The sequence below is a fragment of the Bradyrhizobium sp. SZCCHNRI2009 genome, assembly GCF_032485115.1.
Lineage (GTDB): Bacteria > Pseudomonadota > Alphaproteobacteria > Rhizobiales > Xanthobacteraceae > Bradyrhizobium.
In genome coordinates, this window is the sequence record NZ_JAUEUH010000003.1 from 513429 (window position 1) to 528461 (window position 15033).

The window sequence follows — 15033 nt, forward strand, 5'->3', positions numbered from 1 at the left end:
CCTCAATGCGTCGTTGCAGGTTCGGAGAACAAGAGATCATGGATCTGCTTCTCCAGGCGCGCCGCGCTGCCGTCCTCGGCCGAGACCTTGTCGACGTCGACCACCTCGGCCTTGACGCGGCCGGGATGCGGCGACAGCAGCAGAATGCGGTTGCCGATCTTGATGGCTTCGGCGATCGAATGCGTCACGAACAAGACGGTGAATTTCGTCTCGTTCCACAACTGCAGCAGCTCGTCCTGGCAGGTGCGCCGCGTCAGCGCATCGAGCGCGGCGAACGGCTCGTCCATCAGCAGGATGTCCGGCTCCATCGCCATGCCCCGGGCGATCGCGACGCGCTGCTTCATGCCGCCCGACAGCGTGTGCGGATAGGCATCGACGACGCGCGTCAGCCCGACTTTCTCGATATAGGTGCGGGCGCGGCTCTCGGCCTCCTTGCGCGGCATGCGCCGCGCCGTCAGCAGCGGGAACATCACGTTGGCGAGCACGGTCTTCCACGGCAGCAGCTGGTCGAACTCCTGGAAGATCATCATGCGGTCGGCGCCGGGACCGGTGATCTCGCGGCCGTTGATGCGCATCCGGCCCTCGCTCGGCTTGATGTAGCCACCGACCGCCTTCAGCAAGGTCGACTTGCCGCAACCGGACGGTCCCAGCAGCACGAAGCGATCGGAGCGGTCGACGGAGAAGCCGACCCGCTCCGTCGCGGTGATCACTGCGCTGGAGGTCTTGTAGCGCAGGGTGACGCCATCGACGTCGAGCAGAGCGGACATCAGTTGCCCTTCAGATCATGCGCGACGGGGAGATAATAATCGGTCCAGGCCTTGGGCTGGGTCTTGATGGTGCCGATCTTGGCGAGATGGGCCGCGAACTTCATGGTGCCCTGCGGCTCCAGATTCCATTCCATCATGCCGGGCTCCTTGAGCCAGGCGAGCAGGTCATCGACCGAGGTCTTGTCGCCGGTGATCTCCTTGTAGATCTCGACCGCCGTCCTGGTATCGCTGCGGATCAGGTCCTGCGCTTCCTTGGTCGCATCGCGCACCGCCTGGATGATCTTCGGATTGGCGTCGGCGAACTTCGTGGTGGTGAAGAACTGCGCCTGGCTCAGCGGTCCGCCCATGACGTCGGGCGAATTCATCACGACATGCGCGCCGGGCACGTTCTTCAATTCGAGGAACGTGTAGGGCGGGATCGAGAAATGATTGTGCACCTCGTGCTGCGGGTTCGACAGCGCCGTATAGGCGTCGGGGTGACCGAGCTGCACGGTGTTGGCGTCGAGCTTGTTCCACTGATCGGCGCCAAACGCCTCGGCGGCCGCGATCTGCAGCACGATGGCCTGGGTCGAGACCTTGACGGTCGGCACGGCGATCTTGTCACTGGGACCGAAGTCCTTGATCGACTTGATGTTGGGATCGCGGCTGATCAGGGTCATCGGCTGCGCCGAGGTGGCGACGATGCCCTTCACGCCGCCGCGGGTACGATCCCACAACAGCAGCAGATTGCCGGTGCCGGTGTTGAGGATGTCGACGCTGCCCGACAGCAGCGCATCGGTCTGCGCGCCGCCGCCGGAGAAGGTCAGCCATTTGGTGGTGACGCCGGGCACGCCGAGCGCGGCCGCATGCTTCTCGATCAGCTTGTTCTTCTCGATGATGTGGCTCGGCATGTAGAAGATGCCAGGCTGGCGCGACAGCGAGATTTCGGTCTTCTGCTGGGCCTGCGCGGCGTCATTCCAGGCCGCCGCGACCAGCAGCGTGGCCAGCAGGCCGGCGGCTCGTGCGGCCGAGCGCGCGAACTTCTCGAACATGGGACATCCCTCCTCGCGTGCCGGCTCCTTCTTGACGGCCGGCGGAGAGATGCACTAATGCATTAGTGCATCTCTGACAAGGGCTGTTCTCCCCCTGCGACATTCGAGCCGGACGTCCCACCAAATGGCATTGCCCGCGACGCCTGCTGCGGTTCTCCCGCCCGAACGGCTCGATCCGAGCCGGCGCGCGGCACCGCAGGTCTTCGAGCGGTTGCGCGACCAGATCATCGCCCTCGCGCTCCCACCGGGAGCGCCATTGTCGCGGCCGGCGCTGCAGGCCGAGTTCGGCCTCAGCTCGACGCCGATCCGCGACGCGCTGATGCGCCTCGCCGAGGAAGGCCTCGTCGACGTGTTCCCGCAGCATGCGACCCTGGTCAGCCGCATCGATGTTGGTCGGGCGCAGCAGGCGCAGTTCCTGCGCCAGGCGCTGGAGCTCGAGATCGTGCGCCTGCTCGCGCTGCGGCCTGCGGCGGCGCCGATCGACGAACTCCATGCTCTGATCGCCCAGCAGCGGCGATTCGCCAAGGACGGCGACTTCGCGTCATTCACGGTGGTCGACAACGCATTTCACGAGCGGCTCTACACCGCCGCGGACAAGCACGAGCTGTGGACCCTGGTGCGCAGCCGCAGCGGTCACATCGACCGGCTGCGCCGGCTGCATCTGCCCTCGCCCGGCAAGGCGCAGACGATCCTGCGCCATCACAAGCAGATCGTCGATGCGATCGCCGCCGGCCGGCCGGACGACGCGCAGACGCATCTGCGCGAGCACCTGACCGGGACGCTGAGCGACCTCGCGACCATTCGCGGCCGCTGGCCGGACTATCTCAGTGGCTAGCGGCCCCGCCCAATCGGAGGACGTGAGCGGTGTCACGCCGCACGCCGGCATGTCGTCTGTGGCCACTTCGTCCCGTGCTGGTCCGCACCGTCTGTCGCGCCACCTGGGATCGCAAACCCTCAGACATGTGCTCAAATATTGTGCATTCCACGCGAGGACGAGGCGATTGTGAAGCGCTCCGTGCCATGCAACTACGGCGCGAGCGCCTCGAATGCAGGCCCGGCGCCCGGATAGTCCACCCTTGTCCCGTACAGGACATCGATCACCGCGCCCCATCCTGCATGTGACTTGCCCGGCGAAACGCTTGCGGCGCGCCGCGAATTGGGCAAAACCTTACAACTGACCGTTGGTCTTGCTGCCAGCCAATCGGGAGATGCGGAGCGTGGCGAAGATTCTGGTCGTGGACGACGATCCGCTCATGCAGCTGACAATTCAGCGCGTGCTCGAACGGGCCGGTCACGTCGTCGGCATCGCCGGCGACGGCCAGAAGGCACTCGTCCGCTTCAAGAGCGAGAGCTTTGACTTGGTGATCCTGGACATCTTCATGCCGGGCATGGACGGGCTGGAGGCGATGCGCTTGATCCTCAAGCACACGCCGGGCGTTCCGATCATCATGACCTCGGGACGTGCCCACACCCCGACCTCGGTGACCGAGCCCGACTATCTTACCATGGCCACCAGGCTGGGAGCGGTGTCCGCATTGCCCAAGCCATTCAAACCGGCAGCCCTCCTGACGATGGTTTCCGAATGCCTGGCATCGGCAGGCGATCGGGCTGCTCGACCCCGGCCAGGCCAAGATGCTGTTCCGAAATCCTGACGGCCGAACCGAAGGGCTCCTGCTCAGCGGCGCGCAGCGCGCGAGCGAGGCGCCGCGGTTCGGCGGCCGCCTCACGCTGACGACGCGGCTGGCGATCGCGATGATCCTGCTGGTCGCGATCGCGGTGTTCGCCGTCGGCTGGCTCGGCTATCGCAGCCTCGAGCGGGCGCTGTTGCCGCGCGCGCTCGATCGAATCGAGTCGCATTCGCGGCTGATGGCGACCGAGCTCGAAAACTATGTCGGCAGCGCCCGGAATGACATCAACGGCTATCGCGCCTCGCCGAATCTGGCGACGTTGATGCGCACGCTGAAGACGGGGGCTCCCGATCCCCGCGAAGGGCTGCCGGCGCAGTCGTGGCGCGAGCGGGTCGCAACGCGCTACTTCGCCGAGCTGCAGGCCAAGCCGACCTACGCGATGATCCGCCTGGTCGGGATCGAGAACGATTATCGCGAGCTGATCCGGGTCGACCGGCTCGGGCCGGGCAACACGGTGCGGATCGTTCCGGAGAACGAGCTGATCACGCGCGGCGAGCGCAACTACATCAAGGAGACGCTGAGCCTGCCGCCCGGCGGCATCCGGCTCTCGCCGATCATTCTCGACGGCAACACGACGGACCCCAAGACAGGCGTGCCGATGCTGTGCGTCGGCACGCCGGTGTTCGCGCCGGACGGCAAGCCGTACGCGATCCTGATGGTCGATCTCGACATGCGCCCGATCTTCGCGCATCTGCGCACGGCGGCCCGCCCGGGCGCGCAGCTCTATGTCGTGAACGCCCGCGGCGACTATCTCTTCCATCCCGAATCAGACCGGGAATTCGCCTCAAAACGCGGCCGATCTACGCGATGGCAGGACGATTTTCCGACGCTCGCCGGCGCGACCGGCAGCGCCGAGGGTTTCGCGCAGATCCTGCACGACGAAGCCGATCGTCCCGGCGGTGTCGCCTTCGCGCCGGCGCTGCTCGCGGGACAGGAATGGGTGGCGGTGATCGAGACGATCCCGAACACCGCCTTCATGGCGCCCGCCCTCGCCATCCGCAAGACGGCGATCGAGGTCGGCCTGATCGCGATGCTGTGCGCGGCCGCGCTCGCCTTCGTGGTCGCGCGCTCGCTGACGCGGCCGATCAACCAACTGACCCAGGCCGTCGAGGGCGTGGGGCGCGGCGAGGCGGTGAATATCCCGCTCGAGGCGGTCGGCGAGACCGGCGTGCTGGCGCGCGCCTTCGCCCGCGTGCTGGACGAGGTTCGCACCAAGACCGCCGAGCTCGAGCGCGAGGTCCAGGAGCATTACCTGACCGAAGCAGCGCGCGACCATTTCGCCGCCCGCGAACGGCTCTACAGTGCCGCGGTGGAATCGTCGAACGACGCGATCGTGACGCTGTCGCTGGACGGCACCATCACCGCCTGGAATCCGGCAGCCGAGGCCATGCTGGGCTACTCCGCCGAGGAGGCCGTGGGCCGCCTTGCGGATTTCCTCGTGCCGCCCGAGCGCATGGCCGAGGCCCAGGACCTTCTGGCGCGCATGGCCCGCGGCGAGCGGATCCAGCATTTCGAGACGGTGCGGATCCGCAAGGACGGTGAGCTGGTCCAGGTCTCGCTCAGCGTCTCGCCGATCAAATCACCGACGGGCCAGATCATCGGCGCCTCCAAGATCGCACGCGACGTCACCGAGAGCCGCCGGACCGAACTGGCGCTGCGCCAGCAGACCGAGGAACGGCGGCGCATCTTCGAGACGTCGCAGGACCTGATCCTCATCACCGACCGCAATGGCATCCTGGTTCAGGTCTCACCGAGTGTGGAGGCGATTCTCGGCTATACGCCGGCGGAGATGATCGGCCGCAGCGGCGCGGAGTTCATCCACCCGGACGATCTACCCAAAGCACGCGAGGAGCTTCGCGCCTCGCGCCTCGGCCTTCGGGCGCGCACCTCCGACTGCCGCTACGTCCACAAGGACGGCCGCGTGGTGACGCTGTCCTGGACCTCGAACTGGTCGGAGCCGGTGCAGCGCCACTTCTTCATCGGCCGCGACATGACCGAGAGCCGGCTGGCGCAGGAGACGCTCCGGGAGAGCGAACAGCTCGCCCGCAACATCGTCGAGACCGCGCTCGACGCCTTCGTCCAGGTCGACGACAACGGGGCCATTCTCAACTGGAACTCCCAGGCCGAGAAGATCTTCGGCTGGTCGCGCGCCGAGATCATCGGCAAGGACGTCTTCGACGTGATCACGGTCGGGGACGTCGGCGAGGAGCTGCGCGCCGCGCTCGGCCGCATCCTGATGACCGGACAAGCGAGCGCACTCGGGGTCGGCCGCCGACGCGAGGTCATGGTGAAGCGGCGCGACGGCCGCGAGTTCAAGGCCGAGCTCAGCGTGACCGCGCTGAAGACCCGCAACGGCTTCGTGCTGAACGGCTTCTTCCGCGACCTCACCGACAAGATCGCGACCGAGGAACGGATCCGCCAGTCCGAGAAGATGGAGGCGATCGGCCAGCTCACCGGCGGCATCGCACACGACTTCAACAACATCCTCACCGTGATCACCGGCACGATCGAGATTCTCGCCGCGGCCGTGGCCAAGGAGCCGCAGCTCGCCGCGATCACTAGGATGATCGACGAGGCCGCCGCGCGCGGGGCCGATCTCACCCAGCATCTGCTCGCCTTTGCGCGCCGGCAGCCGCTGCAGCCGCGCGAGGTCGACGTCAACACGCTGATGATCGACACGGCCAAGCTGCTGCGGCCGACGCTCGGAGAGCAGATCGAGATCGAGTCCGTCTTCCAGGACGAGACCTGCGTGGCGCATGTCGATCCGAACCAGCTCGCCACGGCGGTCATCAACCTCGCGCTCAATGCCCGCGACGCGATGCCGAATGGCGGCAAGCTCATCCTGGAGACCGGCTGGGCCGACCTCGACGAGAACTACGCAAGTCTCTACGACGACGTGCGGCCCGGTCGCTACGCGATGATCGCGGTGAGCGACAGTGGCAGCGGCATTCCCGCCGCCATCATCGACAAGGTGTTCAATCCGTTCTTCACCTCGAAGGGGCCGGGCAAGGGGACGGGGCTCGGATTGTCGATGGTGTACGGCTTCGTGAAGCAATCGGCCGGCCACATCAGGATCTACAGCGAAGAGGGCCACGGCACCACGATCCGGATGTACCTGCCGCCGGGCAGCGAAGAAGCGATCACGCAGCCCTCGGGCGACGCGCCGGCGATCCAGGGCGGCCAGGAGACGATCCTGGTGGTGGAGGACGACCGGCTGGTGCGCGGCTACGTTCTCGCCCAGCTCCATGCACTGGGCTATGCGACGCTGGAGGCGGCCAATGCCGCCGAAGCGCTGGCGATCACCAATGCCGGAGAGCCGTTCGATCTGCTCTTCACCGACATCATCATGCCGGGGACGATGAACGGCCGCCAGCTCGCATCCGAGATCCAGCGGATTCGTCCGACGCAGCGGGTCCTGTTCACCTCCGGCTACACCGAGAATGCCGTGGTGCATCACGGCCGGCTCGACGAAGGAATTCTTCTGCTGCCGAAGCCGTACCGCAAATCCGAGCTCGCCAAGATGATCCGCAAGGCGCTCGCCGCGACCGAGGCTTGAAAAACCAGGCTTGAAAAACGAGGCTTGGCCAATGCGGCCCGACCAACGCGGCCTGGCGCTTGCGGTTGCCGCTACTCCAGCTTGAGGCCCCGTGCGGGCGGCCCGGCCATCGGCTCAATTGGCGCGCGACGCCGTCATCACGATGCGGATCAGATCGGCCGCGTTGCGCGCGCCGAGCTTCTTCATGATGTTGGCGCGGTGATCCTCGATCGTGCGCGGGCTGATGCCCAGCGTGCGCCCCGCCTCCTTGTTCGAGGCCCCCGCCGTGAATTGTTCCAGGACCTCGCGCTCGCGCCGCGTCAGCGGCTCGCGGCCGGGGAAATGCAGCGAGCCGATCTTCGGCGAGGCATTCTCCTTCTGCCGCCGCGCGAACGCGCCGATCGCCTCGTTCAGACGGGCCACGATCTCACTGCCGCGGAACGGCTTCTCGATGAAGTCGAGCGCCCCGTTCTTGATCGCATTGACGGCCATCGGGATGTCGCCCTGGCCCGAGATCATGAAGATCGGAGCCGGATAGTCCTCGCCGTGCAGTTCCCTGAGAATGTCGAGACCGGACTTTCCGGGGATGTGCACGTCGAGCAGGATACAGGCCGGTGTCCTGCTCCGCGCCACCGCCAGGAGCGCGGCGCCGTCCGCAAAACAGATCACTTCATACCCACCTGCCGACAAGACCATCGAGAGGGTGTCGCGCACGGCTGGGTCGTCATCGACGACAAAAATCTCACCGCGGGAAGCTGTTTGTTCGGCCATGGGCGATTGCTCTTGCAAAGGAGAAGAAACAATGAAAGCGCGTCTTATGATACCATACTCGTCGGGTGCTTTGGGCACCCGTATTTGTACGGTTTATGATCCTAACCCACAAGTAGTAGCTGCAGACCGGTGATCGCCTTCACGAGACCATGATCTGGACACGATCTCAAGGCAGTCGTCTCGGGCAGCATGCTGCCTTGCAAAAACACATCAACGCCGACAGCGTCATGATCGACATCAAACTCTGATCGCATCGGCGTTGCCCACGTGCACCACGCCCACAGACATGCTCGGCGGCGGACGCGTGCACGCCCCTCAGCCCACGAAAATCTGCACGGCATTTGACACAAGACGTACAGCCGTCAGCCGGCCTTGCCCTCGTTTTGATCAGAGATCGGCGGGATTCGGACGTTGCATAGGATTGTGCGCCCTGGACCGCGGCTTGCGCCGATGCAGCTCTGTCAGGACCGATGCTTCGCGGCAACACTTTCGGCGGCGACGCCGCCCCAGGTGTGAACCACGGGCAGGCCGAGCACAGTCTTGCCGAGATTCGCCAGGCAGATGCGCAACGCTGCCAGATCGACTGGCTTCGGCAGGCTCTGCAGGTCGATCCCGAGCGAGCGCGCGAACAGCCGGGCCTCAATTCGCTTTGCCGCATCCATGCCGCTGATCACGATCACGGAACCGGCGAAGCGGGTATCTGCGATGACCTTGAGGACCTCGGTCCCCTCGCCATCCTCGAGCATGAGATCGAGCGTCACGCAGTCAAAGCGGTTGCTGCGCACCTCGCGGATCGCATCGCTGCACGTGGCCGCGACCGTCACGGCGTGGCCGGCCTGCTTGGCCGCCAGCGCGATCAGCGTCCGCTGCGCGGCGTCGTCGTCGACGACCAAGAGCTGCAGCGCGCGCCGTTCGCCATCATCGGCGCGCTCCGACCGGCTGGATGCAAGTTCCGAACTCATGACCGGCATTGGCCGTCCCTGGAAAATTTGACCGACGTCATTGTCATACACGTCCGACCCTGCGGCGACGTAAAGCGGCTCTCGGAAAAAAGGCCACGCGTCTTAGGACTTGCGCAGGACCCGGGCTGGCGCGTCTCCTCGTCGCTCCGCGCGCGGAAGTTTCCCGAGCGGCGGGCGAGCAATGCGCCGTGCTGCCGCAAGGCGAACTAGTTGACGGTCGTTTCCTGGCCGGCGGAAGCGTTGCCACGCTTCTTCTTGTTCTTTCCCTTGATGAACTGGATGTCCATCTCGGAGCCGTTGACCCGGACCAGCTCGCAGCGGCGGTAGGCGAGCCCCGTCGAGGACAGCAGCAGAAAGAACTCTTTCAGATTCAATCCCTGGATCGATCCCTCGACCGTCAGCACCGCGTCGGTGTCCGAGATGGCGTTGAGCTGGCAGTCCCTGCGCCAGGTCCCGTCGATGCCCATGATGCAGACATCGTAACCGCGGCTGAAGGTGACGCGCTCCGTACCTTTGTTGTCGTCAGACATCTTCGCGTCCTGCTCTATTGGGCTGCGGGAACATCTAGTTGCCCGCGGCCGCGATCCTGGGCATTCCCGGAGCGGACGCCTTCGCCGCGGAAGCGATCCCGCTCGGGCGATAAAGGCCACGCCGGTCCGCGAGCGGCTTGAACACGTCGGTGAGGCCGACGACGGTCTCCGCCGCACCGAGTACGAGGAAGCCGTCCGGCTCCATCTGCTTGGCGAGCCGGCCGAAGATGTTGATCTTGGTGTCCTGATCGAAATAGATCAGCACGTTGCGGCAGAACACGACGTCGAACGTGCCGAGCTGTGAGAAGTCGTGCAGCAGATTGAGCTGGCGATGCTGGACCATGCCGCGCACGTCGGAATTGATCTGCCAGAGTTCGCCTGCCTGCTTGAAATATTTGACCAGAAGCTGGATCGGCAGCCCGCGCTGCACCTCGAACTGGCTGTAGAGGCCGGCCTTCGATTTCTCCAGCACCTCCTGCGACAGATCGGTGGCGATGATCTCGATGCGCCATCCACTGAGCGCAGATCCCATCTCCTTGAGCGACATCGCCAGCGAATACGGCTCCTGGCCGGTCGAGCAAGCAGCGCACCAGATCCGGATCGACTTGCGGTTGGCGCGCGCCTTGAGGAGCTCCGGCATGATCACGTCGCGAAAATGATCGAACGGGACCTTGTCGCGGAAGAAGAACGTCTCGTTGGTCGTCATCGCTTCGACGACCTGGCTGATCAAGGCGCTCGACCCGTCCTTCAGCTTCTGGACGAGATCGCTGATGCTGGCCAGGCCGGCCTTGCGCGCGAGCGGAAGCAGGCGGCTCTCGATCAGATATTGCTTGTCGGCAGACAGATCGAGACCGGACTTGTCTCGAAGCAGCTTGCGCAGGAACTCATAATCAGGCTGGTTCACGGGCGGCCTCTTCTGGGCAGACGAAGGGATCAGGCGGATTCGGCTGACAGCGCCTGGATGAGACCAACTTCCTGGAATTTGGCGGCCACAATCTCTTTGTCGAACGGCTTCATGATGTATTCGTTGGCGCCGGCGTTCAGCGCGCGCGAAATGTGATCGATGTCGTTTTCGGTGGTGCAGAACACCACCTTCGGGCCTTCGCCGCCCGGCAGCCGGCGCAGGCGCCCGAGGAAATCATAACCGTCCATGACGGGCATGTTCCAGTCGAGCAGAATGGCGTCCGGCAGGCTCTTGGTGCAGATCTCGAGCGCCCGCTCGCCATCCTCCGCCTCGACGACGGAGAAGCCCAACTCCTCCAGGATACGGCGTGCGATCTTGCGCACGACGCTGGAGTCATCCACGACCAGACAGCTCTTCATTGTTGTTTCCCCTATGCGACGGTTGACGGGCTAAGCGGCGATTGCCGCCTTCGGCAGGAGCTCGAGCACGCGATCGACGTCGAGAATGACCATCAGCTGGCCGTCGAGGCGGTGCACGCCGCCGGCGAATTTCGCCATGCGCGGGTCGAGATTGACGGGGTTCTCCTCCCGGCTCTCCTCGGGCAGCCGCAGCACCTCGCCGATCTGGTCGATCAGGAGACCATAGGACTCGCCGCGCAGATCGACGCCGACCGCCATCGGCGGCTTGCCGTCCTCGGCGCGGGCGAGGCCGAGCCGCGCCCGCATGTCGACGACGGTCACGATGCGGCCGCGCAGGTTCAGGACGCCGGCGATCTCCGCCGATGACAGCGGCACCCGCGTCACCCGTTCCGGCATGAACACGTCCTGCACCCGCGAGATCGGCAGGCCGAAGAGCTGACCGCCGATCATCGCAGTGACGTATTCGACGGCGGCCCCCTCGGTGGTTTCAATCTTGCTGCTCATCGCACGCTACTCCTGCCCGCTTGCTGTCACGCGGCCCGCCGGTTGGCTTCGGCGCGGGCACGTTCCTCGATCTGTTCCTTCAGCGCCGCGATCAGGCCGGGCCGGTCGAACTTGGCGATGTAGTCGTAGAGGCCCGCCTGGCGGCCGCGCTCGATCGCCGCCGGCGACACCAGCGACGACACCGCGATGACCGGCATCTGGCTCAGGTTCTGGTCGGCGCGGATCGCCTCGGTGAACTCGAAGCCGTTCATCTCCGGCATCTCGATGTCGGTGACGACGATGTCGAAGCTGTGCCCGGAGCGCAGCGTGGCCAGACCCTCGATCGCCGAGGCCGCCGTGCGCACCTTGTAGCCGGCCGACTTCAACACCGGCGCCAGCATGTTGCGGAAGAACGGCGAGTCGTCGACCAGCAGCACCGACTGCGTCTGCGCGTCGGTGTGCATCTCCTTGCGGATGAACCAGTCGGCGAAGGCCATCGGCAGGAAGTGGCCGACGTCGATCACCTCGGTCGCCTGGCCCTTGATCACCGCCGAGCCGAGGATGCCATCCTTGGCGCCGGAGACCTGGATGTTGAGCCGCTCCTCGACGATGTCGATGATCTCGTCGACCACGAGGCCCATCGCGCGGGTCTCGTCGGCGAACACCAGGATCGGCTGCGAGCCCGACGTCTGCACCGACACGCCTTCCATCTGCACCAGGGGCATCAGCTGGTCGCGGTACTGCACCATGTAGCGGCCGTTGGAGATCTCGATCTTGTCGGCCGCGATCTCCTCCAGGCGCGTGACCAGCGCCAGCGGCACCGCCTTGGGCTGCGCCGTGCCGGCGCGGAACACCAAGAGCGAGGTGAGCTGCTCGCCGCCGATGGCGTGATGCGCGGCGTGCTCGTCGGACACCGCCTGCGAGGCCGAGCCGGCGGCGCCGAGCGCTTTCGCAATGCCGTTCGGATCGATGATCATGATCACGGCGCCGTCGCCCAGGATGGTGTTGCCCGAGAACATGTCGATGTGACGCAGCTTGGTCGACATCGGCTTGACCACGATTTCCTCGGTGTGGAACACGCAGTCGACCACGATGCCGAAGGTCTGGTTGCCGACCTGCGTCACCACGATGAAGCCGTTCTCCGGATCGGTCGACGAGCCGTCGTCGATCTTCAGGAGCTTCTTCAGATGCATCAGCGGCAGCAGCTTGTTGCGCAAGCGCAGCACGGCGGTGTCCTTGATGCGCTCGATGCGGTGCTCGGAGTTGGCGCGCGCACGCACCAGCTCGACGACCGACAATTGCGGGATCGCGAAGCGGTCGCCGCCGGCTTCGACGATCAGCGCCGAGACGATCGCGAGCGTCAGCGGGATCTTGATGGTGACCGAGGTGCCCTCGCCGAGCACCGACTTGATGTCGATGGTGCCGCCGATCTGGTCGATGTTGGTGCGCACCACGTCCATGCCGACGCCGCGGCCCGAGACCGAGGTGACGGCGGCCGCGGTCGAGAAGCCCGGCTCGAAGATGAACTTGTGGATCTGCGCTTCCGTCATCTTCTCGAGCTCGGCCTCGGTGACGAGGCCGTTCGCCAAGGCCTTGGCCTTGATGCGCTCGGTGTTGAGGCCGCGGCCGTTGTCGGCGATGCAGATGATGATATGGCCGCCTTCGTGATAGGCGGACAGCCGGATGGTGCCCTGCTCGGCCTTGCCGGCCGCGGCGCGCTCGGCCATCGTCTCCAGGCCGTGATCGGCGGAGTTGCGCACCATGTGGGTGAGCGGGTCCTTGATCAGGTCGAGCACCTGGCGGTCGAGCTCGGTGTCGGCGCCGTGCATCTCGAGCTCGATCTGCTTGCCGAGTTCGGTGGCGAGGTCGCGGACGATGCGCGGCAGCTTCTGCCAGGCATTGCCGATCGGCTGCATGCGCGTCTTCATGACGCCCTCCTGCAGCTCGGCGGTGACGTTGGACAGCCGCTGCAGCGGCACCTTGAACTCGGTGTCCTCGTTGCGGCGGGCGATCTCCAGGAGCTGGTTGCGCGTCAGCACCAGCTCCGAGACCATCGTCATCAGATGTTCGAGCGTGTCGACGTTGACGCGGATCGACTGGTTGGCGACCTTGTCGTTCTCGTGCACCTCGCCGTCGGCATTGACCTTCGGCCGCGCCGCCTTCTTCGGCTCGGCCTTGGCCTCTGCTTCCGCCTTGGCAGGCCCGGCCTTGGCGACCGGCGCCGGGGCAGCGGCCTTGGGCTCAGGCGCCTTCTCATGCGCGGGCGGCAACTCGATCGCGGTCTCGCGGAAGGCCCGCTCGAGCTCGTCGAGCGACACTTCGCCCGGACGCAGCGGACGCTCCAGCGTCTGGTCGATCAGCGAGCCGTGCGTCACCGCGGGGGCGGGCGGCGCGGCCGGCACCAGCGGCGGGGCCGCCTCGCCGGCGGCCATGGCCGCCATGCCGCGCTCGACCATGGCCTCGAGCTCGCTGATGAGGTCGCGGTCCTCGCCCTCGGGCTCGGCCTCGTTGGCCTCGAGCTGTCCCAGGATGTCCTTGATGCGGTCGATCGTGGTCAGGATCAGCGTCACGGCCTCGCCGGTCACCGGCATGCCGTCGCGGAATTTGCCCATCAATGTTTCGGCGGCGTGCGCCAGCGCCTCGAGCCGAGGCAGGCCGAGGAAACCGCAGGTCCCCTTGATCGTGTGCACCAGCCGGAAGATGTTATCGAGGATCTTGGCGTTGTTCGGCTCCTGCTCGAACCGCACCAATTGATTGTCGACGGTGTCCAGGCTCTCGCTGGTCTCCGTCAGGAACTCACGCAACAGGTCATCCATGAAACTGGCCTTCGCACGCAACGGAACGCGACATGACGCGCCCTTCAAACCGTGGCCAGTTTCGGTGCAAAGCGTTTAATATTAGTTGAGTAAGCGCAAATGAACGGACTCAACAAAGAGATAAGATGCATCCGGACAAGTTCGGACACATCGGCAAGGCTTGATTAACCATGGTGAATGGATTGTTGCGTCTGTCCCACGACACGAGGTCGCAGGGACTGACGCGGCAGGACGTCCGCCCGATCAGGCCGCCTGCACGACCATCGCATTGCCGTCGGCGGTGAGCGTCACCTTGAGGCCGCAGGCATCGGCGAGCAGACGGGTGTAGTAGGGCTGCACCGCGTGGGCATCGATGGTCGATTGCAAGTCGCCACCGAGCAGATTGACGATGTTCTGCGGCAGCCGGGCATTGAGCCCGGTGGCGGCGACGCGGAAGCTCATGGTCTCGCCATCGCCGATCGGGTCGACGGTCAGCATGCCGCCGCGCGGGATCGTCTGCTGCGCCACCACCATCATGTTGAGCAGCAGCTTGACCCGGTTCTTGGGCAACAGCAGCCGCGGCAGATTCCAGGTGATCGAGGTCTTGGCGTCCTCGATGTGGCCGCGCGCCATGGTCTGGGCGTCGCCGAGATCGATCTGCGCGCCCGCAGAGCCGGCCGCACCAAAGGCGAGGCGGCAGAATTGCAGCCGGGCCGACGCCGTCTTGGCGCTCTTGCGGATCAGCTCCAGCGCGAAGTCGCGATCCTCCGGCTTCGGATTGTCGTCGAGCACCTCGAGCCCATTGACGATGGCGCCGACCGGACTAATCAGGTCGTGGCAGACCTTCGAGCAGAGCAGAGCGGCAAGTTCGAGCGTATCGGGAGCGGGAATCGGATTGGCGATCTCGGGAGAGGACGTGCCGGACATTCGATGTTCCTGAAATCCGCGAACCTGGGCGAATCATGCTTGCGTTAACGCTTGATACACTGCGAAAGCATGGACCGCCACCGAACTGAGAGCGGGACACGGGAAAGTACGTAGCGGTTTTCCCGGCAGCCGCAATGAACGTGCGAACGGCCGTACCCGGATGCGCCGGGCGCCAGAACAGGGATACGATGATGCCAGCTGCGTACGGAACGGCCGGAAGG

13 protein-coding genes are annotated in these 15033 nt (G+C 65.5%); 3 read left to right on the forward strand and 10 right to left on the reverse strand.

The genetic code is table 11. The features are described 5' to 3' along the window. Positions 1 to 2: 2 nt before the first annotated feature. Positions 3 to 767 carry an ABC transporter ATP-binding protein gene (locus QX041_RS14230; protein ID WP_315750730.1) on the reverse strand — a complete coding sequence of 255 codons (765 nt, stop codon included), beginning with the start codon at positions 765 to 767 and terminating at the stop codon, positions 3 to 5. Next, positions 767 to 1798: an ABC transporter substrate-binding protein gene (locus QX041_RS14235; RefSeq protein ID WP_316165719.1), complete on the reverse strand. Its 1032-nt coding sequence runs from the start codon at positions 1796 to 1798 to the stop codon at positions 767 to 769. The genes QX041_RS14230 and QX041_RS14235 overlap by 1 nt, the downstream gene beginning before the upstream one ends. Positions 1799 to 1922: 124 nt before the next feature. Between QX041_RS14235 and QX041_RS14240 the strand changes: the two genes are divergently transcribed. The 3 genes from QX041_RS14240 (at position 1923) to QX041_RS14250 (ending at position 7042) form a co-directional block, all read left to right on the forward strand. After that, complete coding sequence (locus QX041_RS14240; RefSeq protein ID WP_315750726.1) at positions 1923 to 2633, forward strand: GntR family transcriptional regulator; 711 nt, start codon at positions 1923 to 1925, stop codon at positions 2631 to 2633. 382 nt (positions 2634 to 3015) lie between these two features. Then, complete coding sequence (locus QX041_RS14245; protein WP_315750724.1) at positions 3016 to 3450, forward strand: response regulator; 435 nt, start codon at positions 3016 to 3018, stop codon at positions 3448 to 3450. Further along, entirely contained in the window at positions 3431 to 7042 is a 3612-nt protein-coding gene (locus QX041_RS14250; protein WP_316165720.1) for a PAS domain S-box protein, read from the forward strand. Before QX041_RS14245 ends, QX041_RS14250 begins: the two co-directional genes overlap by 20 nt. Before the next feature lie 114 nt (positions 7043 to 7156). Here QX041_RS14250 and QX041_RS14255 read toward each other — a convergent pair whose 3' ends face one another. From QX041_RS14255 to chpT, 8 genes are all read right to left on the reverse strand, one after another. Then, positions 7157 to 7792 carry a response regulator transcription factor gene (locus tag QX041_RS14255; protein ID WP_315750719.1) on the reverse strand — a complete coding sequence of 212 codons (636 nt, stop codon included), beginning with the start codon at positions 7790 to 7792 and terminating at the stop codon, positions 7157 to 7159. Positions 7793 to 8253: 461 nt separating this feature from the next. Beyond that, complete coding sequence (locus QX041_RS14260) at positions 8254 to 8763, reverse strand: response regulator (protein ID WP_316165721.1); 510 nt, start codon at positions 8761 to 8763, stop codon at positions 8254 to 8256. 197 nt (positions 8764 to 8960) lie between these two features. Continuing rightward, positions 8961 to 9284: a PilZ domain-containing protein gene (locus QX041_RS14265; RefSeq protein WP_315716973.1), complete on the reverse strand. Its 324-nt coding sequence runs from the start codon at positions 9282 to 9284 to the stop codon at positions 8961 to 8963. A 34-nt stretch (positions 9285 to 9318) separates the two neighbouring features. Further along, on the reverse strand, positions 9319 to 10188 hold the full coding sequence (locus QX041_RS14270) for a protein-glutamate O-methyltransferase CheR (protein WP_315750716.1): 870 nt from the start codon (positions 10186 to 10188) through the stop codon (positions 9319 to 9321). 29 nt (positions 10189 to 10217) lie between these two features. After that, positions 10218 to 10607: a response regulator gene (locus QX041_RS14275; protein ID WP_315716971.1), complete on the reverse strand. Its 390-nt coding sequence runs from the start codon at positions 10605 to 10607 to the stop codon at positions 10218 to 10220. Positions 10608 to 10637: 30 nt separating this feature from the next. Continuing rightward, positions 10638 to 11111: a chemotaxis protein CheW gene (locus QX041_RS14280; protein ID WP_316165723.1), complete on the reverse strand. Its 474-nt coding sequence runs from the start codon at positions 11109 to 11111 to the stop codon at positions 10638 to 10640. Between the two features lie 26 nt (positions 11112 to 11137). Next, entirely contained in the window at positions 11138 to 13906 is a 2769-nt protein-coding gene (locus tag QX041_RS14285; RefSeq protein ID WP_315714011.1) for a hybrid sensor histidine kinase/response regulator, read from the reverse strand. A 243-nt stretch (positions 13907 to 14149) separates the two neighbouring features. Continuing rightward, positions 14150 to 14812 (reverse strand): histidine phosphotransferase ChpT, encoded by a 663-nt coding sequence (gene chpT / locus QX041_RS14290; protein ID WP_315752676.1) that lies wholly within the window; start codon positions 14810 to 14812, stop codon positions 14150 to 14152. Positions 14813 to 15033 lie beyond the last annotated feature (221 nt).